This window comes from Micromonospora sp. NPDC049044 (assembly GCF_040649215.1).
In the GTDB taxonomy this organism is placed as follows: domain Bacteria; phylum Actinomycetota; class Actinomycetes; order Mycobacteriales; family Micromonosporaceae; genus Micromonospora.
This window is the reverse complement of sequence record NZ_JBEZFA010000036.1, coordinates 39,747-59,437: the sequence shown is the minus strand read 5'-3', so window position 1 is coordinate 59,437 and position 19,691 is coordinate 39,747. Positions and strand designations below refer to the sequence as shown.

The 19,691-nt window shown below is 71.4% G+C and carries 21 protein-coding genes; 16 read left to right on the top strand and 5 right to left on the bottom strand.

All coding sequences use genetic code 11. The features are described from left to right. The first annotated feature begins 52 nt into the window (after positions 1-52). The 7 genes from AB0B85_RS25870 to AB0B85_RS25840 all read left to right on the top strand — a co-directional run bounded on the left by AB0B85_RS25870 (position 53) and on the right by AB0B85_RS25840 (position 4,801). Positions 53-433 (top strand): hypothetical protein, encoded by a 381-nt coding sequence (locus AB0B85_RS25870; protein WP_357411565.1) that lies wholly within the window; start codon positions 53-55, stop codon positions 431-433. 172 nt (positions 434-605) lie between these two features. Next, the gene (locus tag AB0B85_RS25865) at positions 606-1,211 is read left to right on the top strand and encodes a DUF4178 domain-containing protein (RefSeq protein WP_357411564.1); all 606 of its coding nucleotides are present in this window, start codon (positions 606-608) and stop codon (positions 1,209-1,211) included. A gap of 93 nt (positions 1,212-1,304) precedes the next feature. Next, the gene (locus tag AB0B85_RS25860) at positions 1,305-2,099 is read left to right on the top strand and encodes a hypothetical protein (RefSeq protein WP_357411563.1); all 795 of its coding nucleotides are present in this window, start codon (positions 1,305-1,307) and stop codon (positions 2,097-2,099) included. A 72-nt stretch (positions 2,100-2,171) separates the two neighbouring features. After that, positions 2,172-2,837 carry a hypothetical protein gene (locus tag AB0B85_RS25855; protein WP_357411562.1) on the top strand — a complete coding sequence of 222 codons (666 nt, stop codon included), beginning with the start codon at positions 2,172-2,174 and terminating at the stop codon, positions 2,835-2,837. Positions 2,838-2,847: 10 nt separating this feature from the next. Further along, the gene (locus AB0B85_RS25850) at positions 2,848-3,657 is read left to right on the top strand and encodes an SDR family oxidoreductase (RefSeq protein ID WP_357411561.1); all 810 of its coding nucleotides are present in this window, start codon (positions 2,848-2,850) and stop codon (positions 3,655-3,657) included. Between the two features lie 169 nt (positions 3,658-3,826). Further along, complete coding sequence (pyrE, locus tag AB0B85_RS25845; RefSeq protein WP_357373246.1) at positions 3,827-4,366, top strand: orotate phosphoribosyltransferase; 540 nt, start codon at positions 3,827-3,829, stop codon at positions 4,364-4,366. A 57-nt stretch (positions 4,367-4,423) separates the two neighbouring features. Next, complete coding sequence (locus tag AB0B85_RS25840) at positions 4,424-4,801, top strand: metalloregulator ArsR/SmtB family transcription factor (protein ID WP_030332125.1); 378 nt, start codon at positions 4,424-4,426, stop codon at positions 4,799-4,801. 173 nt (positions 4,802-4,974) lie between these two features. Here the strand turns inward: AB0B85_RS25840 and AB0B85_RS25835 are convergent, their stop codons facing one another. Further along, positions 4,975-5,796 (bottom strand): DedA family protein, encoded by an 822-nt coding sequence (locus AB0B85_RS25835; protein ID WP_357411560.1) that lies wholly within the window; start codon positions 5,794-5,796, stop codon positions 4,975-4,977. A gap of 140 nt (positions 5,797-5,936) precedes the next feature. Here AB0B85_RS25835 and AB0B85_RS25830 point away from each other — a divergent pair, with 140 nt between their 5' ends. Both AB0B85_RS25830 and AB0B85_RS25825 read left to right on the top strand, forming a co-directional pair. Next, a complete protein-coding gene (locus AB0B85_RS25830) occupies positions 5,937-6,416 on the top strand; it encodes a SigE family RNA polymerase sigma factor (protein WP_357411559.1) in 480 nt (159 codons plus the stop codon). A 2-nt stretch (positions 6,417-6,418) separates the two neighbouring features. After that, positions 6,419-7,483: an LCP family protein gene (locus AB0B85_RS25825; protein WP_357411558.1), complete on the top strand. Its 1,065-nt coding sequence runs from the start codon at positions 6,419-6,421 to the stop codon at positions 7,481-7,483. A 4-nt stretch (positions 7,484-7,487) separates the two neighbouring features. On the opposite strand, the gene AB0B85_RS25820 is transcribed toward AB0B85_RS25825, so the two are convergent. Further along, a complete protein-coding gene (locus AB0B85_RS25820; protein WP_357411557.1) occupies positions 7,488-7,700 on the bottom strand; it encodes a hypothetical protein in 213 nt (70 codons plus the stop codon). 124 nt (positions 7,701-7,824) lie between these two features. Here AB0B85_RS25820 and AB0B85_RS25815 point away from each other — a divergent pair, with 124 nt between their 5' ends. Both AB0B85_RS25815 and fbaA read left to right on the top strand, forming a co-directional pair. After that, entirely contained in the window at positions 7,825-8,208 is a 384-nt protein-coding gene (locus AB0B85_RS25815) for a phage holin family protein (RefSeq protein ID WP_357411556.1), read from the top strand. Positions 8,209-8,344: 136 nt separating this feature from the next. Next, a complete protein-coding gene (gene fbaA / locus AB0B85_RS25810; protein ID WP_124771129.1) occupies positions 8,345-9,370 on the top strand; it encodes a class II fructose-bisphosphate aldolase in 1,026 nt (341 codons plus the stop codon). A gap of 51 nt (positions 9,371-9,421) precedes the next feature. Here the strand turns inward: fbaA and AB0B85_RS25805 are convergent, their stop codons facing one another. Then, positions 9,422-10,615: a hypothetical protein gene (locus tag AB0B85_RS25805; RefSeq protein WP_357411555.1), complete on the bottom strand. Its 1,194-nt coding sequence runs from the start codon at positions 10,613-10,615 to the stop codon at positions 9,422-9,424. Positions 10,616-10,864: 249 nt separating this feature from the next. Here AB0B85_RS25805 and AB0B85_RS25800 point away from each other — a divergent pair, with 249 nt between their 5' ends. Further along, positions 10,865-11,293, top strand: a complete 429-nt coding sequence (locus AB0B85_RS25800) for a DUF3151 domain-containing protein (protein WP_357411553.1) — start codon at positions 10,865-10,867, stop codon at positions 11,291-11,293. A 44-nt stretch (positions 11,294-11,337) separates the two neighbouring features. Here the strand turns inward: AB0B85_RS25800 and AB0B85_RS25795 are convergent, their stop codons facing one another. Continuing rightward, entirely contained in the window at positions 11,338-13,608 is a 2,271-nt protein-coding gene (locus AB0B85_RS25795; RefSeq protein ID WP_357411551.1) for a chromosome partitioning protein, read from the bottom strand. A 91-nt stretch (positions 13,609-13,699) separates the two neighbouring features. Further along, positions 13,700-14,761, bottom strand: a complete 1,062-nt coding sequence (locus AB0B85_RS25790) for a hypothetical protein (protein ID WP_357411549.1) — start codon at positions 14,759-14,761, stop codon at positions 13,700-13,702. A gap of 124 nt (positions 14,762-14,885) precedes the next feature. Here AB0B85_RS25790 and AB0B85_RS25785 point away from each other — a divergent pair, with 124 nt between their 5' ends. The 4 genes from AB0B85_RS25785 to AB0B85_RS25770 all read left to right on the top strand — a co-directional run bounded on the left by AB0B85_RS25785 (position 14,886) and on the right by AB0B85_RS25770 (position 19,691). Beyond that, entirely contained in the window at positions 14,886-16,175 is a 1,290-nt protein-coding gene (locus tag AB0B85_RS25785) for an adenylosuccinate synthase (protein WP_357411547.1), read from the top strand. Between the two features lie 235 nt (positions 16,176-16,410). Next, positions 16,411-17,343 (top strand): type IV toxin-antitoxin system AbiEi family antitoxin domain-containing protein, encoded by a 933-nt coding sequence (locus AB0B85_RS25780; RefSeq protein WP_357411545.1) that lies wholly within the window; start codon positions 16,411-16,413, stop codon positions 17,341-17,343. Positions 17,344-17,433: 90 nt separating this feature from the next. Continuing rightward, positions 17,434-18,684 carry a phosphoribosylamine--glycine ligase gene (gene purD / locus AB0B85_RS25775; protein WP_357411543.1) on the top strand — a complete coding sequence of 417 codons (1,251 nt, stop codon included), beginning with the start codon at positions 17,434-17,436 and terminating at the stop codon, positions 18,682-18,684. Positions 18,685-19,106: 422 nt separating this feature from the next. Continuing rightward, positions 19,107-19,691 carry a SigE family RNA polymerase sigma factor gene (locus AB0B85_RS25770; RefSeq protein WP_357411541.1) on the top strand — a complete coding sequence of 195 codons (585 nt, stop codon included), beginning with the start codon at positions 19,107-19,109 and terminating at the stop codon, positions 19,689-19,691.

The window sequence follows — 19,691 nt, the reverse complement described above, 5'->3', positions numbered from 1 at the left end:
AACCTCTTGATCAACAGGGTGGAGTGGCGGTGGGCGGGGAAGAGGTGTGGGCATGTTTGGTATCGGCAAGAAATGGGAGCGCGAACTCGACGCGGCCGTTGACGCGTTGGTGCACGCTGACACGCTCGCCTTCGGTGGGGTTGGCTTCGCCGGCGAGGTGTTGCCGGTGACGGAGGCGTACGAGCGGGTGTCAGCCGCCCTCGACGACCACCCCGACGCGGTCCGCCGGCAACTCGACCGGGTGCTGGCCGACGGCACACCCGCCGGCCGGGCGTACGCGGCAACGCTGCTGGAGCGGGTCGACCCGGCTGCCGCCCGAGCGGCCTGGACCTCGTTGCGGGAAGACCCGAGCGAGTTCACCACCTTCGTCGGATGTGTGATGGGCCGCGAGACCCTCGGCACCTACGCCAGCCAACGACTCGCCGCATCTTGATCCCACCGCGCACCCGGACGAACCGCCGCCCACCCGGCCGTCCACAGTGCGATCGTGCACAACAGGCGACGCCACGGCTGCCGTCGGTAGCTGAGCCGTCGATCACGCTACGGGTACCACCGGTGCCGAAAGTTGTTAACGTCTGCGCCGAGGTCCCTGGGGAGATGGTCGGGTGGGCAGGTCAGTGACGTACCTGGTGGTGGCGCTTGCCGTAGTCGCGGCGGTCGTCATCGCGATCGTCGTGCGGGCCCGGCGGTCGGCGACGACCCGGCCCGGCGGGCGATCGTCGGACGCCCGCACCGCGGAGTCGCTGCGCGGCGACCCGCTCCGCCTGGGCCCGGGCGACCGCGTGCGGATCCGCGCCCGGGAGTACGCGGTGAGCGGCACGATCCGCCTGGTCGAGGGCGACTGGAGTTGGGTGCAACACCTGCTCGACGACGACTCCGGCACCCGCTACCGGCTCTCCGTGGAGGCCCGCCCCGAGCTGGAGCTGGTGCTCTGGGCGGCTGAGCCGGGGGCGACAGTGACCCCCGGTGCCCCGACCATCGACCTCGGTGAACGGCGCTACACCTGGGCCGAGACGGGGCAGGCGCGCTACACCGCCACCGGGCAGACCGGGCTCCCGTCAGCCGGCACGATGCGCTACCACGACTACCAGTCCGGCGGCGCGGCGCGGCTCTCCTTCGAGGCGTACGGCGAGGAGAGTTGGCGAGTGGCCCGGGGCGAACTGCTCGACCCCACCGCCCTGACGATCCTGCCCGGACCCGGCGAGCGCTGAGCCCGAACCGGACGGGCGCGTCGGCTCGCCACGGCATGCCGAAGTTGTCGGTTGCCGATACGGTGTGGGCGCGATTTGAAGGGAAGGAGAATCATGGTCGATTCCCAGAGCACACCAGCCCGTCAGCGGCCATCCGTTGTAGCTATCTCCAGCTATCTGCTCTTTCTGTTCCTGGCGTGTCAGGTGCTCACTCTGATCGTCACGCTCAGCACCATCGGCGCGACGCGTGACGCCATCCGCGCCGCGTACGAGGGCAGCACCATCGAGAATGCCGATCAGGTGGTCGGCGTCTTCGTCGCCATCGCCCTGGCGGGCAGCATCCTGCTGCTCCTGCTCGCGATAGTGCTCAGCGTGCTGGCCCTCTTCAACAACCAGGGCCGCAACGGTGCCCGAATCACCACCTGGATCATCGGCGGCATCATGGTCTGCTGCGTGGGCGGCAACCTGCTCAGCAGTGCGGCGGGCGGTTTCACCGCCAGTGGTAACACCAACGCCAACGGGCCGAGCGCCGACGAGATCCAGCGTCGTCTGGAGGAGGGGCTGCCCTCCTGGGCCGCTCCCGTCAGCCTGGCGCTCAACGTGGTCAGCCTGATCGCGCTGATCGCGGCGCTTATCCTGCTGGCGCTGCCGCAGGCCCACCCGTTCTTCCGCAAGCCGACAGCGGCCTGGGAGCCGCCGGCCCCGGGCGCCAGCTACCCGGGTAACCCGCAGGCCCCGGCCCAGCCCGGCTACCCGCAGTCGTCAGGTGAGCCCGGCTACCCGCAGGCCCCGGCCCAGCCCGGCTACCCGCAGTCGTCAGGTGAGCCGAGCTACCCGCCGCCGGCGAGCCGGCCGGACGACACGCCACCCACGGACCGGCCCGGGTCAACCCCGCCATCGACGAGTTGACGGCCCGGTAGGCACGACGCCGACGATCCCTCCGAGTAGGTTGCAACCCGACGCCTACCGGAGGGATTCGTCGTGTCGTACCCCGAATCGGCATCGGCCCGCCGGCCCGCCGTCGTCCTGTCGGCCGCCGCGGTGCTCTGGGTGATGGCGGTGTCCGCGCTCGTCTACACAGTGGTCGACCTGATGGTGCTCGGCGGGACGCTCGACGCGTTCCGCTCCGCCGCCCGGGACACCTCGGCCAGCCCGGAGCAGATAGACGACGTGGTGACCCTGCTCCGCGCGTCCGCCGTGCTGTCGGCGGTGGTGTCGGCGCTCTCCGCGCCGGTGCTCGCCGGCCTGGCCCTCGGGCTGCTGACGGCGCGCAACGGCGTCCGGGTGGCCACCTGGGTGGTCAGTGGGCTCGGCCTGCTCGGCGGCTGTTGCAGCGCGGCCGTGCTCATCGGCGAACGGGCCGCGCCGCTGCAACTCGGTGCCGACGACCAGGCTCTCGCCGAGTTGCTGGGCCTGATCGGCGACGCGTACCCGTCCTGGTGGATCCCGCTCAACGCTGGGCTTTCCGTCGGGCAGGGGCTCGGTTACCTTGTAGTAGCTCTGCTGCTGGCCCTGCCGGCGGCAAACGCCTGGTTCGGTCACCGCCGCTCAACCACGCCGCCGCCACCATCCGCGCCACCCGCGTTCACCTCCGCCCCGCACCAACCACCGTCGGCGCCGCCCGCGCCCCCGTACCCGCCCAGGTGAGGACCGTCCCGTGCCGCTCGACCCCACCACCACCGAGCGTCGAGCCCTGATCACCGGGGCCACCGCCGGCATCGGCGCGGCGTTCGCCCGACGGCTGGCCGCCGACGGTTGGCACCTGGTGATCGTCGCCCGCGACGCGGCCCGGCTGGCCGAGTTGGCCGGCGAGTTGGGTGCCGCCCACGGCCGCGAGGTGGAGACGATCCCGGCGGATCTGTCCACCGACGACGGGTGCGCCGTCGTGGAGCGACGGCTCGCCGACGGCGAGCCGGTGCAGCTGCTTGTCAACAACGCCGGGATCAGCCTGAACAAACCGTTCCTGCGGTCCACCGCAGAGGACGAAGCGCGCCTGCTGCGGCTCAACGTGCACGCGGTCATGCGATTGACCCTGGCGGCGCTGCGATCGATGACCGAACGCCGAAATGGGGCAGTGATAAATGTCTCTTCGGTTGCTGGGTTCGGTACGGCCATGCCCGGTTCGACGTACTCGGCCAGCAAGGCGTGGGTGACCAACTTCAGCGAGTCCGTGGGCTTGTCAGCCCGCCCGTTCGGGGTCCGGGTGATGGCCCTCTGCCCCGGCTACACGCGCACCGAGTTCCACGAGCGGGCCGGCATCAACATGTCCAAGACCCCCGAGTGGCTTTGGCTGCGGGCCGAGGATGTGGTCGACGAAGCACTGCGTGACCTGGGCAAAGGCAAGATGGTCAGTGTCCCGGCATGGAAGTACAAGTTGGTGGTCGCCGGCATGCGGCATGCGCCGCGTCGACTGCTCCAGGCGGTCGCCCGGGACACTCGCGGGCGGATCGGCCGCGACGAGGGCTGACCCTCGACCGGCCCACCGGCTCCCGGTGATCGAGGCGGAGACGTTGGCGCGCCGCTATCAAGACGGTCGCTGAGCGTAGTCGAACATCGCCAATCATCGGTGCCTCGCCGGGCTGGTCAGGGTAGACCCCGCACACGCCGTTCAGACTTGCGCAGTAACCTCTATCGCCATGGGGGACCACGACGACCTGCGTAAATTCATTACCGACCTGGCCGTGGTCCACGGACGGGTCGTGCTCTCCTCGGGGCGTGAGGCAGACTGGTACGTGGACCTGCGGCGCGTCACGCTCCATCACCAGGCCGCTCCTCTGGTCGGCCGGGTGTTGCTCGACCTCACCGCCGACTGGGATTACGCCGCTGTCGGCGGCCTCACCCTGGGCGCTGATCCCGTCGCGGTCTCGATGCTGCACGCCGCCGCTCCGACCGGTCGTGCCCTGGACGCCTTTGTGGTGCGCAAGGCGGGTAAGGCACATGGTCTGCAACGGCGGATCGAAGGACCGGAGGTGGCCGGCCGTCGGGTGTTGGCGGTGGAGGATACGTCCACGACTGGCGGAAGTGTGTTGACCGCTGTCGAGGCGCTTCGCGAGGCCGGGGCGGAAGTCGTGGGCGTGGCGGTTATTGTTGATCGAGGCGCCGGCGACGCGGTGCGAGCCGCCGGATTGCCTTACCGGGCGGCCTATACGTTGGCTGACCTCGGCCTTGTGGCGTAAAAGTTTGCCGATTCGGATCTGCTGATATGCAGGCGGATCGATGCTGCTGGTGGAAGGATGGAATACGTGGGAACTGCGTTGGCCGAAATGACTATGCCTCAGATCTCGCCGCTTAACGGCGAGCCGATCGAACGTGCCGATGCCGAGCGTCTCGCCGGGGTCCTCAAGGCCCTTGCGGATCCTGCTCGGCTGCGGCTGCTCAGCCTGATCCAGTCGGCCCCAGAGGGCGAGGCGTGCGTCTGTGACCTGACGGCGCCGCTCGGCCTCTCTCAGCCGACGGTCAGTCATCACCTGCGTATCCTCACCGAGGCGGGCTTGCTGCAGCGGGAGAAGCGCGGTGTCTGGGCGTACTACAGCCTGGTCCCGAGTGCGATCGCGACGATCGCCGACCTGCTGACCCCGCCGCGTAAGCGGGCCACCAAGAAGGCCCGCTGACGTAGGCGCTGCACGCCGTCCCGCGCCGGGGCGGCGTCCGGTGGCGAGCCAGGGGTGGCGCCATCGGTGGGTAACACCTGCTCGTCCCCCGGCCGCACCGCCGGCGGCCGGGTCCGACATGCCGACGGCCGACCCCCGCACCAGGGGGCCGGCCGTCGTCGTCGTACCTGGACTCAGTGGTCCTGGCCGTGCTCCGGACGGTGCCGGCCGTGCTGGTGCACGTCGTTGTCGAACGCCTCGCGGGCCGCCTCCACCGCGCCGGCGGCGCTGGCCGCCGCCACCACCGCGACCGCCTCGCCGCGCTTACGGGCCCGCCGGTCGCGGAGGAACTCGAAGAAGATCGGCAACACCGAGATCAGGATGATCAGGGCCACCACCGGCAGGATGTATCGGTCGATCTTGTCGCCGATGGCGTCGTAGATCTGCTCGGCGAGCAGGTAGCCGATCAGCAGGATGCCGTCCACCCAGAGCACCGCGCCGACGATGTTCCAGAGCAGGAACTTCCGGGCCGGCATGCCGAGCGCGCCCGCGACCGGGTTGAGGAACGTCCGGACGATCGGGATGAAGCGCGCCAGCACCACGGCCTTCGCCGGGCCGAACTTCTCGAAGTAGTACTCGGCCTTCTCCACGTACTCCTTCTTGAAGAGCCGGGAGTTCGGCCGCTCGAACATCGGCCGGCCGTACCGGGCACCGAGCCAGTGCCCCAGTTGCGCGCCGAGGATCGCGCAGATCGGTCCGCCGACCAGCAGGGCGGGCAGGGAGAGCCGGGTGCCGTCACCGAAGATCGCGTCCGCCACCGGTGACGAGGCCACCCCGGCGAGGAACAGCAGTGAGTCGCCCGGGAAGAAGAAGCCCACCAGCAGGCCAGTTTCGGCGAAGAGGATCACCCACACGCCGATCAGCCCGAAGGTCTGCAACAGATCCTTGGGATCGAGCGGGTTCAGGGCGACGCTCTCCACGAGAGCGCGGGTCTTCTCAGCTGTGTCCACGGCCACAAAGGGTACCGAAGCCCAAGGTCCCGGCCGCGCCGGACCGGTCCCGCGCCACCCGCCCGCGTAGTGGAGTTCGGTCCGCCCTGCTGCAATGTTCCGCTCGCCCGCTTCCGTCATCTGCGGTAGGAGCCTCGGGAGGTGCAGTGACGTACGAGGAGTTCGCGGACACGCGGCTGGGCCCGCTACTGCGGTACGCGGTGATGCTCACCGGTGATCCGCACCAGGCGCAGGATCTGGTTCAGGAAACCATGGTCCGGGTCCAACTGAACTGGCGGCGGGTTGCCCGGGCGGATTCGCCCGAGCACTACGTGCGCCGGATGCTCACCAACCAGTTCATCGACTGGCGCCGCGGCTCCTGGGTGCGCCGGGTGCTGTTGCGGGCCGAGCCCGACGCGACGCTGCCGGCCCCCACCGACCACACCCAGACCGCAGTGGACCGGGACCAGATCTGGACCTGGCTGTCCCGGCTGCCGCGCCGGCAACGGGCCACCCTGGTGCTGCGCTACTACGAGGACCTGCCCGACGCGGAGATCGCCGACATTCTCGGCTGTGCCGTCGGGACCGTACGTTCGTCCATCTCCCGGGCCCTCGCCACGCTCCGGGCCGAGTACGTGGAGGCGTGAACATGATTGAGGACGACCTGCGTGCCGCCTTCGGCCGGCACGAGACGCTGACCCCACCCACCGGCCCGCTGCGGGCCGCGATCGATCGGCTGGCGACCCGTCGCCGGCAGCGCCGGAAGCGCTGGCAGGCCGGCGGTGCGGCGCTGGCCGTGCTCGGCGTACTCGGCATCGGGGTTCCGCTGCTCAGCCCGGAACGGGCCGGGCCGGCGCAGAAAATGGACACCCTGATCGGCTCGCCGGATCCGGTGGCGGCTGGTGCGGTGACTGTCCTGCTGCTCGGCATCGACAGCCGGACACCCGGCCCGCCGCTTGCCGACTCGGTGTTGCTGCTGCACATCCCGGCCGACCGGAGCCGCCCGTACCTGATCTCACTGCCCCGCGACCTGCGGGTGCCGATCTCCGGTCACGGCACCGACAAGCTGAACGCGGCGTTCGCGTTCGGTGCGGGCCATTCGTCACCGGACCTGAGCAGAGGGTACGAGCTGACCCGGAAGACGGTGGCGGAGCTGACCGGAGTTCGTGTCGACACCGGTGTGGTTTTCACGTACTCCGCGCTGCGGTCGCTGACAAACGAGGTGGGCGGCGTGCCGGTCTGCCTGCCTGACCAGGTCCGGTCGGTCCACACCCGGCGGGTCTTCCCGGCCGCGTGCCAGCGTCTCGACGGCGCCGCGGCTGTCGACCTGCTCCGCCAGCGGCGTGACCTGCCCGGGGGCAGCCAGGACCGGGACCGCAACGCGCGGCTCTTCGCCGCCGGGCTGGTGCGCGCGGCCTCCGACGAGGGCGTGCTCACCAATCCGGTACGACTGACCAGGTTGCTGAGCGCCGTCGAGCCGGGCCTCGCCGTGTCACCGGGGGTGGCCACCATGCTCGACCTCATGCGGCTGGTGCCGACACTGCGGTCGACGGACCAGGTCGGGCTCAGCCTGCCGGTGACCGAGCCGACCGGGACCAGTAGCTACCTGGAGGCGGACCCGCAGCTCGCCCCGGAGTTCCTGACCGCACTGCGCGAGGACCGGCTCGGCGACTGGGTGGCCCGTCACCCGACGGCTGTGGACGGCGCTCGCTGACCGTTCAGCGGTAGTCGTCCTCGTCCCCGGTGACCACCCGGGCCTGCTCCATCGCGTCCCAGTCGTCGACCTCCAGGCCGCGTTGCGGTGCACCGTCGTCGTCGACCGGGCCGACAGTGGTGGCCTGCTCGACAGCGTCCGCCGGCTCGGCCTCCGGGTTGCGCTCGTCCGGCGCGAGGTGGTCGCCGGGGGCGAAGTCCTCATCGGGCTGGCCCATCATCCCTCCCGGGGGTCTCGGGGCACGGTTCCCACCCACCGTACGGGCTGCGCCGGCAGCGCGCCCGGAAGCGGAGTAGGCGGAATCAGCCCGCAACGACGCGACCCGATGCCAGGATGGTGCGGTGGGCTTTCTCATCCGACTGGCGATCACCGCGGTCGCGCTGTGGATAACCACGTTGATCGTGCCCGGGGTCGACGTGCACGGCCGCTCGGGTGGCAACACAGTGCTCACCCTGATCGTGGTCGCGCTGATCTTCGGCGTGATCAACGCGGTGCTCAAACCGATCATCCGGGTGGTCGGCTGTGTGTTCTACCTGCTGACCCTGGGCCTGTTCGCGCTCGTGGTGAACGCGTTGCTGTTCCTGCTCACCGACCGGATCGCCCGCGGGCTCGACCTGCCGTTCCGGGTGGACGGTTTCTGGCCGGCGTTCTGGGGAGCCATCGTGATGACAGTGGTCACCTGGCTGATCAGCGTCATCGTGCCGGACCATCTGGACCGCCGGTGAGGGGTTGACCGCCGGGTCGGTTGTTCCGGCGCACCGCACCTGCGGGATACTGCCGGGCGGAGGACAGCGCGGTCCGGCGCACAAATGAACAACAGCGGCCAGCACGGCCGAGAGTGGTAAGTAAGGAGCGCATCACATGCCCATCGCTTCCCCCGAGGCCTACGCGGAGATGCTGGACCGCGCCAAGGCTGGCCGGTACGCGTACCCCGCGATCAACGTGACCTCCTCGCAGACGCTGAACGCGGCGCTCAAGGGCTTCGCCGACGCGGAGAGCGACGGCATCATCCAGGTCTCCACCGGTGGCGCCGAGTACCTTTCCGGCCCGTCGATCAAGGACATGGTCACCGGCGCCGTGGCGTTCGCCGCTTACGCGCACGAGGTGGCCAAGAAGTACTCGGTCAACATCGCCCTGCACACCGACCACTGCCCGAAGGACAAGCTGGACAAGTTCGTCCGTCCGCTGATGGGCATCTCGCAGGAGCGGGTGAAGCGCGGCGAGGAGCCGCTGTACCAGTCGCACATGTGGGACGGCTCGGCCGTGCCGGTCGCGGAGAACCTCCAGATCGCCGCCCAGCTCCTCGACGAGGCCGCCAAGGCCAAGATCGTTCTTGAGATCGAGGTCGGCGTCGTCGGTGGCGAGGAGGACGGCGTCGAGAACGCCATCAACGACAAGCTCTACACCACCACCGAAGACGGCCTGGCCATGGTCGAGGCGCTCGGCCTCGGCGAGAAGGGCCGCTACATGGCGGCGCTCACCTTCGGCAACGTGCACGGCGTCTACAAGCCCGGCAACGTCAAGCTCCGCCCGGAGATCCTCAACCAGATCCAGGAGGCGGTCGGCGCCAAGTACGGCAAGGACAAGCCGCTCAGCCTGGTCTTCCACGGCGGCTCGGGCTCACTGCTGAGCGAGATCCGTGAGGCGCTCGACTACGGCGTGGTGAAGATGAACATCGACACCGACACCCAGTACGCCTTCACCCGGCCCGTCGCGGACCACATGCTCCGCAACTACGACGGCGTGCTGAAGATCGACGGCGAGGTCGGCAACAAGAAGCAGTACGACCCGCGCGCCTGGGGCAAGGCCGCCGAGGCCGGCCTGGCCGCCCGGGTCGTCGAGGCGTGCGAGCACCTGCGCTCCACCGGCACCACGATGACCAAGTAACTACGCACCACGAACGGCCGGCTTCCCCTCGGGGGAGCCGGCCGTCGTCGTTCAGGCGGTGAGCAGGCGGACGGCCTCACGGACGTCGTCGGTGAGATGGATCGTCGTCGACAGGTCACCGAACGGGGACGCGGCCAGCAGCGGACGCAGCAACGCCTCCACCGGCAGCTCGGTGGTCCAGTAGCCACGGTCCAGGAAGATGTACGCGCCGCTGGCGCCGTCCGTGCCGTAGTAGGTCTTGGTGGCCGCCTGGAACACCTCCTGCACCGTGCCCGCCCGCCCCGGCGCGAAGACGATGCCGCCCCGGGCCAGGCGCAGGATGGTGTCCTCCCGGATCGCGTTCGAGAAGTACTTCGCGATCCGCCCGGCGAACAGGTTCGCCGGCTCGTGCCCGTACAGCCAGGTGGGGATGGCCAGGCCACCGGCCCGCGCCCAGGCGAGGTCGTCACCACGCTGCCGGGGCACCCCCGCGTAGCGCTGCCGCACCGCCAACGCGGTGGCTGTGTACCGGTGGTGGTCGGTGAAGTCGGGCGCCTCGGCCAACAGGTCGATCGCCTCGGTCAACTCGGCCGCCGGCCGGTCCGCCAGGTAGGCGCCGAGATTCGCCGCCTCCATCACACCCGGACCACCGCCGGTCACCACCAGCCGGTCGGCCCGCGCCAGCTCCCACCCCAGCACGGCAGCCATCCGGTACGGCGGGCTGCCACGCCGCACCGCGTGCCCACCCATGATGCCGACCACCGACTGCGGACCGTGCCGGGCCAGCCAGGCCCGGGTGGCGTCGGTGAGCGCGTTGTCCACGCCATGGTCGTGCAGTCGCTGACCCAGCGCCTCCTTGACGTCCGGCAGCGCGCCGCCGTGCGCCCGGTAGTGGTCGTACACCCGGGTGTCGTACATCTCGGTGAACCCGCCCTCGGCGAAGCCGGCGGCCAGGTCCTGCGGGGTGTAGAGGTGCGACGGCTGGGTCGGGTACGGCAGCCCGGAGAACGGCGGCACCACGTTCGCGCCGCGGCGGACCAGGTCGGCCCCGACGTCCCGGGAGGCGAACCGGCATCCCACGAAGAGCGTGCCAGCGACCTCGATCCCCCGCAGGTCGGGCACCGGTGCCAGGTCGAGGCGCAGGCCCTGCACGGTCAGCCCGGTCAGTCGGCCGGTGGCCAACTGCCTGTCGAACTCGTCGCGGGTCTGGATCTCGTCGGCGTGCAGGTGCGGCTCGATGACGTCCGCGGGAGGTGGGGTCGGCACCCGGCCATCCTGCCCCTCGGCCGGGGCCGGCCAAACCTCGGGCCCGGGGTGGAACCGACAGGAGCCCGGTGACCGTGGCCACCGGGCTCCTGCGTAACCGGTTCCTGGGGAGGCTCCGGACCATTAGTTGTAGTGGAAAACACTTGGCGGCGGCATAGGCCGCAGGCGTGACCAACTCCTCAGCCGTTCAGCGGAACGTGTCGGCCGACCCGCTCGCGTGTCGCCCTGTCCAGCGGGTTGAATGGGGCGATGCAGAACCTTTTGCCAGAGCCACCGGCCACCCGCCTGCCCGCGAACGACGAGGCCGACACCGCACTGGCTGCCGCCGAGGAGGCCGGCACCGCTGAGGCGTTCGCCAGCGTGGCGGCCGGCTTCCCCACCTACAGTGCGGCCTGGGCGGAGCTCGCCGCCCGGTCGTTCGCGCAGGGGCAGGTGGTGACGGCGTACGCGTACGCGCGCACCGGCTACCACCGGGGCCTCGACCAGTTGCGCCGCAGCGGGTGGAAGGGGCACGGCCCGGTGCCGTGGTCGCACGAGCCCAACCGGGGCTTCCTCCGCTGCCTCTACGTGCTGTCCCGGGCTGCGGACGAGATCGGCGAGGCCGACGAGGCGGCCCGCTGCGCCCAGTTCCTGCGCGACTGCGACCCGGCGGCGGCCGACGCGCTCGCGAGCAACTGACCCGATCCGACGGCCGACCCGACAGCGGGCCGGCCGTCGGCGGGTCACAGCCCTTCGGCGACCGCAGCGGCGATCTTCAGCCAGGCGTCCCGGGTGGCCGAGGACAGCCCGCCGTACCGGATCGGCTCACCCGTGTCGATGAGCCGCTCGTACGGAGCCAGCAGCACCGCCCGGGTGCGGGCCGCGAAGTGCTCCTGGATGGCCGGCAGGTCGATCTCCTTGCGGGACGGTGGCATCGACACCACTGTCACGGCCTGGCGGACCAGCCGTTGCCGGCCGCTCTGCTCCAGGTGGTCGAGCATCCGGGCGGCGGTCTCCGCCGAGTCGTTACGGGCCGACATGGTGACCACCAACTGGTCGGTGGCGTCCATCGAGGCCTGCCAGTTCTGCGCCCGGACGTTGTTCCCGGTGTCCACAAAGATCAACTTGTAGAACCGGCTCACCACCTCGCGGATCTCGGCGAACGCGGCAGCTGTCAACATCTCGCCACCGGTGGCCGACTCGTCCGAGGCCAGCACGTCGAACATGCCCTCGCCCTGCGAGCGGACGTACTGCGACAGGTCACCGACCCGCCCGTGCGCGCCCTGGAACTGCCCGAGATCGCGCAGCATGTCCCGCACCGTGCGGGAGTGGAAGTCCTGCTGGGCACGCATCCCCAGGGTGCCCTGGGTCTCGTTGTTGTCCCAGGCCAGCACGTAGCCACCGCGCTTCTGACCGAACGTCATGGCGAGCAGCAGGATGGCCACCGTCTTGCCGGCGCCGCCCTTCGGGTTGACCACCGTCACCTGCCGCAGCCCGCCGAAGTTCCGGCGCACCATCTCGATGTCCCGCTTGAGTTCCTGCTCGTGTCGACCGGGAGACAGCCGGAGCAGCCCCATCTTGTTGACCACCGCCCGGACGCCCATTGTCGCCACCGGGTCGGCGGGCCGGACCTGCCGGCGTCGGCTGAAGTCCTCGGCGGTCGGTACCGCGGTCTCCTCCGGCGTCCAGCTCGCGTCCGGGTACGCGGTCGCCTCCGGGTAGCCGGCCGCGGGCACCCGGGTCACCCCTTCGGCCTCCTGGTAGGGCTGCCCGGGCTGGACACCTGGTGCACCCTGCTGCCACGGCGGCGGGTACCAACCCGGAGACGGCGGAAACGGTCCCGGCGGTGGGGTCGCCGACCCGACCTGCGGCGGCAGGTTGCTGAACTGGGTCAGGTCCGGCGGCGGCGGGATATGCCCCGGGCCGGCCTGACCGGGGATCACCGGGGTGACCGACGGGCCCGGGTACGCCGGAGCCGGCCCGGGGTGCGGCGGCTGTAGCGGTGGCGGTGGCGGCGGCGCGGCGGCCTGGTCGTGAGCCGGTGTGGGCGTTGCGGCGGGGCGTTGCGGCGGGTACGCCCAGGGCGACTCGGCGGGCCGGCCCACCCCGCCGGCAGATCCGTCCTTCTCGGCCCCGTCGACCTCCGGGGCCGTCCCTGCCGCTGCGGGGCCGGTTGCTGCCGAGTCTGCCGAGGCGCGGGTCGCACCGTTCGGGCGATCGGCGGGCGTCCCGGCCGCGGTGGGGTTGTCCAGGGTGAACGGCTGGTCCAGGTCCACCCCCGCCGGGAGGATCGGCGCGGCGACGGCCGGCCCCCGGTCGCCGGCGGGCGCCGGCCCCACGCCGACTGCGCTGCCCCGCGCCCCGGCTGCGGCGCTGGGCGCGCCGCTCGTCATCCCGGAGGTGCCTGTCGCCCCGGCGGCGGGGCTCGTCGTGCCCGGTGCCGTTGGCGTGCCGGGAGTCGGCGGCGTGCCTGGTGCCGTTGGCGTGCCCGAGGTGGTTGGCATACCCGGGGTGGTTGGCGTGCCCGGGGCTGGCGGCGTGGCGGGTGCCGTTGGCGTGCCCGGGGCAGGCGCTGCTGCCGGGTTGGCCGGCGCCGCCAGGTCGGCCGGCGGCCCCGGGTTGGCCGGCGGCCCCGGGTTGGCCGGCGGCCAACTCGGTTGAGCTGGCGCCCAGCCGGACGGGGCGACGGATGAGCCGCTGGTGTCCCAGCCGCCGGGCGCCGGAACGGCACCGGAGAGCGACGGGTAGTCCGCCGGCGAAGGCGGCGGTTGGGCCGGGGCTCCGGGTTGCCCGGGCACCGGCGGCCTACCGATCGGCGGCGCGGCCACCGGCGGCGTCACCGGCCCCGGCGCGGCCGACGACGGCGCACCCCGCTGTTGGGCGACCGCCGCCCACGGCGGCACCGCGCTACCCGTGGTGCGGTCGGCCGGATCCGGTGGCCAGAGTGGTTCGATGTCCCGCTCCGGCACCGGCTGCTGGCCGTGCACCTGCGCCCGGTCGGCGTTCTCGTCCATTACGGCCCCTCCCAGTCCTCCTGCGAGGATAGGCCCAACCACCCGGCGGGGCCGTCGGCGCAGCCGGCCGCCGCGCGGCGTGCGGCCGGGATCAGATCGACCAGACCGCCCAGGCGCCCGGCTCGATCCACCAGGAACGCTTTCGGGTCAGCTCAGCCTCGACACCATCGTCGAGGTACGGGATCTTCCCCTCCCGGGGCAGCACCGAAACGGCCCGCCCACGGGCTCGCCGCACCTCGAGCCGGACCCGCTTGCGGCCCAGCGCCGAGCGGACCACCACCGGCACGGCCACCGCGACCTCGATCTGGCCGTCGGCCGGGTCCGGCGCGGTAAGCAGCCGCACGTCGTCGAGCGTCGCGTACCCGCCGGCGTTGCCGACCACGCAGGCCAGCAGCGGTTCGTCGCCGTTCGTGAGGACGGTGTCGTCCACCTCCACCCGGGCCCGCCAGTGCAGCGGCCGGCCGGCGTCGTCGGCGGCGCCGAGCAGCGCGCCGTCCAGGGTCACCGATCCACCGTCGTTACGCAGGAGGTCGAGTCGGCGCGGCGTGCCGTCCACCACCGCGGCGGCCACCGCCGCCGGGTCACGCGGCAGCTTGAGCTGCGCGGCCAGGTCCTGGTGGCTGCCGCCCCGAGCCGGATCGAGCGGGAGTACGGCCACCGGCGGCAGGTCGGGCAGGGTCCGGTTGCCGGGCAGATCCGCCGGTCGCCTGCTCGGCGCTGGCGCGTACCGCCGGACCAGTCGGCGCAGCACGGCGCGCAACTGCCCGTCGCTCGCCGTGGCGACGACCAGCCGGGTCTTGCTGTCCGGGTCGGGCCAGGTCAGGCCGTCCGGGCGGGCCGGACCGTCGAGCCGGGCCAACACCGCGTCGATCTCCGCGTCGGAGCGGGCGGTGACCATCTCCACCCGGGCACCTCTGGCGATCAGCGCGTCGGAGCAGGCCAGCACCGGCACCCGGGGTCGCTCGGTGGCGCACTGTTCGGTGTCGCCGGTCCGGGCCGGGGATCCCTGACCGCTCTCGGTCTGCTTCGTCGGGTCGGCCGCGGACCCATCGGCTGCGGACCCGGTCGCGCCGCCGCAGCAGGCCCCGCCGCTGCCGCAGCCCCCGGGAGCGTCCCGCTCCGAACCGAGGGTGAGCAGCACCACGTCGTACACCGAAGGAGCCTCCTGCCTCTCGACGCGACCCCTGCCGGCCACGCCGTCATTACTTGTTAACCTGACACCCCGGGCTCGCCAACCGGTCGCCACCTGGCACCCGAGCCTTCTGGAGGCGGAAAAGATGCCAGCGATCGTGCTCATCGGCGCTCAGTGGGGCGACGAGGGCAAGGGCAAGGTTACCGACCTGCTGGGTGAGCGGGTCGACTACGTCGTGCGCTACTCCGGTGGCAACAATGCCGGCCACACGGTGATCACCCCCGACGGCCAGAAGTACGCGCTGCACCTGATGCCGTCCGGCGCGCTCTCGCCGAACGCGATGATCGTCATCGGCAACGGTGTGGTGGTCGATCCGAAGGTGCTGCTCGCCGAGATCGACGGCCTGGCCGAGCGCGGCGTCGACGTCTCCCGGCTACGGATCTCGGGCGACGCGCATCTGATCATGCCGCACCACCGGGCCCTGGACCGGGTGATCGAGCGCTATCTCGGCTCGTCGCGGATCGGCACGACCGGCCGCGGGATCGGCCCGGCGTACGGCGACAAGGTCGCCCGGATCGGCATCCGCCTGCAGGACCTGCTCGACCCGGGCATCCTGCGGAAGAAGCTCGAACTGGCGCTGCGCGAGAAGAACCAGATCCTGTTCAAGGTCTACAACCGCAAGGCGATCGACCTCGAGGCGACGGTCGAGGAGTACCTGGCGTACGCCGAGCGGCTCAAGCCGTACATCGCGGAGACCCGGGCGATGCTCTGGGACGCCCTGGACCGGGGCGACACGGTGCTGCTGGAGGGCGCGCAGGCCACCATGCTCGACATGGACCACGGCACGTACCCCTTCGTGACCTCGTCCAACCCGACCGCCGGTGGTGCCTGCGTGGGCGCCGGCATCCCGCCGACCGCGATCAACAAGGTGATCGCGGTGAGCAAGGCGTACACCACCCGGGTCGGCGCGGGGCCGTTCCCGACCGAGCTGTTCGACGCCAACGGCGAGCACCTGCGCAAGGTCGGCGCGGAGTACGGCACCACCACCGGGCGGGAGCGTCGGTGTGGCTGGTTCGACGCGGTCGTCGCCCGGTACGCCTGCCGCCTCAACGGGGTGACCGACCTGGTCATCACCAAACTGGACGTGCTCACCGGCCTGCCCAAGGTGCCGCTCTGCGTCGGCTACGAGATCAATGGCGTCCGGGTGGACGACATGCCGATGAGCCAGACGGACTTCCACCACGCCACCCCGGTCTACGAGGAACTCGACGGCTGGTGGGAGGACATCACCAAGGCCCGCACCGCCGAGGATCTGCCGGAGAACGCCCGCCGTTACATCGCCCGCGTGGAAGAACTCTGCAACACCAGGGTGAGCGTCGTAGGCGTAGGCCCCGGCCGAGAGGAAAACGTAGTCCTCCACCCCCTCCTCCCCTAAAGCCCTCACCCCCACCCCCTGGCCCCCACCCCCACCCCCTGGCCCCCGCCTGCCGGCGCGCCATCCCGCGTTGATCATGAAGTTATTGCCCTCCGCCTCGGCGCGTCGTGGCAATAACTTCATGATCAACCAAGGGTGGTGGGTGGGGGTGGGTGGTGGGGGGGGTTATCCACAGGGTGGTTGTGGTTGTCCACAGGGGGGTGCCTGGGGTTTTCGAGTGGGCCAGGGTGGCTGAGTGGACGCCTTGGATGTTGTACGGCGGGTTGCCGCCGGCCGCGACGGGATTGTGACCCTCGGGCAGGCGCGTGCCGCTGGCCTGACCACACACGAGGTCCAGCGGCTCTGTCGGGCCGGCCGTTGGCGCGCTGTGGCGCGGGGCAGTTATCTCGTCGACGCCGACCTGTATGACGAGGTGCCCCGACGGGCGCGAATCAGGGCGGCGATGGTGTCCTTTGGCTCGGCGGCAGTCGCAGTGCTCTCAACGGCCGCCGAGCTGCACGGGTTGGCCGGAATGCGGTTCACCGAGTTGATCCATCTGTCGGTGCCGGGTCCGGTCGCCAGGCCGGCTCGACTCGGCCATCCGCAGGTGGTGGTCCATCAGTTGGTCATCCCGCCTGCGCAGCTCGTTCGGGTGGACGGGATGACCGCGACTGGGCCCCTTCGGACTGTTGCCGACCTCAGCCTGCGGGCAGATCGTTTCTCAGCGGTGAGTGTGCTGGATTCCGCGTTGAATCGTCGCCTCGTGACGGCGGCCGACGACCTGCTCTCCATCCCGCGCCTCATCCGTGGTCGGCGCGGTGCGGTCGCGGCTCGGGGCTACCTCGGCGAGGTGGACGGGCGAGCGCAGTCGCCGCTGGAGACGCGTGCCCGGCTCCGATGCGTCGACGGCAGGGTGCCGCCCGATGTTCTGCAACTCGAGGTCCGTGACGACGACGGTTATCTGCTCGGCATCGGGGATCTTGGCTGGCGCGCCTCCCGGGTCATCGCCGAGGCCGACGGTCGTGGCCCGCACGACGTGCCCGAAGCTGCCTTCGCCGACCGCCGCCGCCAGAATCGCCTGGTCAACGCCGGCTGGACCATCCTCCGATTCACCTGGGAGGACACTCTCCGCCCGGATTACATCCCGTGGACGGTCCGCCAGGCGATCGCCGCCGCCCGACGCCGTTGATCATGAAGTTATCGCCATGACACGCCGAGGCGGCCCGCAACAACTTCATGATCAACGCGGGCGGAGGTGGGGGCAGTAGGATCTCGGGGCGTGCGGGTTCTTTTGGTGGGTGGTGGAGGGCGGGAGCATGCGCTCGCGCTCCGGCTGGTGGCGGATTCGGGCGTTTCTGCGGTTGTTGCCGCGCCGGGTAATCCGGGGATCGCCTCGGTGGCTGAGCTGCGGGCCACGAACGCCTCCGATCCGGCCGCGGTGGCGGCGCTGGCAGTGGAGACCGCTGCTGACCTGGTAGTGATCGGGCCCGAGGCCCCGCTGGTCGCCGGGGTCGCCGACGCCGTACGCGCCAAGGGCATCCCCGTGTTCGGCCCCTCCGGTGCGGCCGCTCAGCTTGAGGGTTCCAAGGCGTTCGCCAAGGACGTGATGACCGCCGCCGGTGTGCCGACCGCCCGGGCGTACGTCTGCACTGACGAGGAGAGCACCGCGAGGGCGCTCGACGAGTTCGGTGCCCCGTACGTGGTGAAGGACGACGGGCTCGCCGCCGGCAAGGGCGTGGTGGTGACCGACGACCGGTCCGCCGCGCTGGCGCACGCCGCCGAGTGCGGACGGGTGGTGATCGAGGAGTTCCTCGACGGCCCGGAGGTCAGCCTCTTCGTGGTCACCGACGGTGAGGCGGCGCTGCCGCTGCTGCCGGCGCAGGACTTCAAGCGGCTCGGCGACGGCGACACCGGCCCGAACACCGGCGGCATGGGCGCGTACGCGCCGCTGCCCTGGGCGCCGTCGGGCCTGGTGGACGAGGTCATGCGCGACGTGGTCCACCCCACCCTGGCCGAGATGCGCCGCCGGGGCACCCCGTTCGCCGGCCTGCTCTACGTCGGGCTCGCGATCACCGGGGCCGGCCCGCGGGTGATCGAGTTCAACGCGCGCTTCGGTGACCCGGAGACCCAGGTGGTGCTCGCGCTCCTGGAGACCCCGCTGGGCGGGCTGCTGCACGCGGCGGCCACCGGCACGCTTGCCGAGCACCCGCCGCTGCGGTGGCGCGACGGCAGCGCGGTCACCGTGGTGCTCGCCGCCCCGGGCTACCCGGCGGCACCGCGCACCGGCGAGGTCATCACCGGCGCGGACCGACCCGGCATCATCCACGCCGGCACCGCCCGCCGGGCCAGCGACGGCGCGTTGCTCTCCGCCGGCGGTCGGGTCCTCTGCGGTACGGCCACCGGCGTCGACCTGGCCGCCGCGCGGGATGCCGCGTACGCGCTCGTGAACGGGGTGGGGCTGGCCGGCTCGCAGCACCGCACCGACATCGCCGCCGCCGCGATCGAGCACCGGATCACGATCCCGAGCTGACTCCCCACATCGGTGGGTGGGTGCCTCGACCGCGAACGTCTGCGGTGCGGGGCTGATCGAGAGTTCGACCCGGTTCCGGGCCGCCCTCGCAGGTTGAGCGGGGGGCCATCGTGTTCGCCACGCTCCGGTGCCGCCGAACGCCACCCGGAAGCCTGTCGTCGTAGCCGCACCCGGGCACGATCTGCCACCACTTTGGCCGGACGGCCCGCCGCGATCCCCATGACGTGTCGATCCGTGGCGACCGGATGGGTCGCGTGCCACGGATGAGCCAGTCCGGTGAGGCGGTCCGCCCCGCAGGGCAACCCGGCGTTGCTCCGACCACGACTTAGCGGTGTCGGAGGCACAGCGACGGGAGGAGGGCAGATGCGGGTTTGCGGACGATCACCGTGTTGTTGGTGGCCGGTGGGGGGACAGGTCCGAGGATGCCGCTGAGCCGGAAACCGGTCGAGCGGTCTGCGGCCGACGTCGAGTACACCGAGTGCGTTCGCGTCGGTCTGCCGCAGTGGCGCCGGACGGCGTACCTGATGTGCGGTGACTGGCATCAGGGCGACGACATCGTGCAGCGGGTGCTCACCGAGCTGTACCGCAACTGGTCCCGGGCGCGGCGGGCCGACAACCTGAACGCGCTGGTCCGGACGATGCTGATGCGGCGGTTGATCGACGAGCGGCGACGCGGTTGGACTCGGGTGCTGATCACCGACCTGCTGCCGGAGCGGCCCGCACCGGCCGCCCCGGATGCCACGGAGCGGCTCGATCTGGTGGCGGCACTGCGTCAGGTCGCACCGCGGCAGCGGGCCGTCCTGGTGCTGCGGTTCTTCCAGGACCTGACGGTGGAGGAGACGGCACAGGTGCTGGGCTGCTCGTCGGGCACCGTCAAGAGTCAGACGGCCAAGGGGCTGGCGACGTTGCGAGGACTGCTCGCCCCCGCCCGGAACGACGTGCCGACCAGCAGGCAGCCCGGCACGGCGAGTGGCACGCCGACCAACGTGTTAGCCCACGGGAGTTGA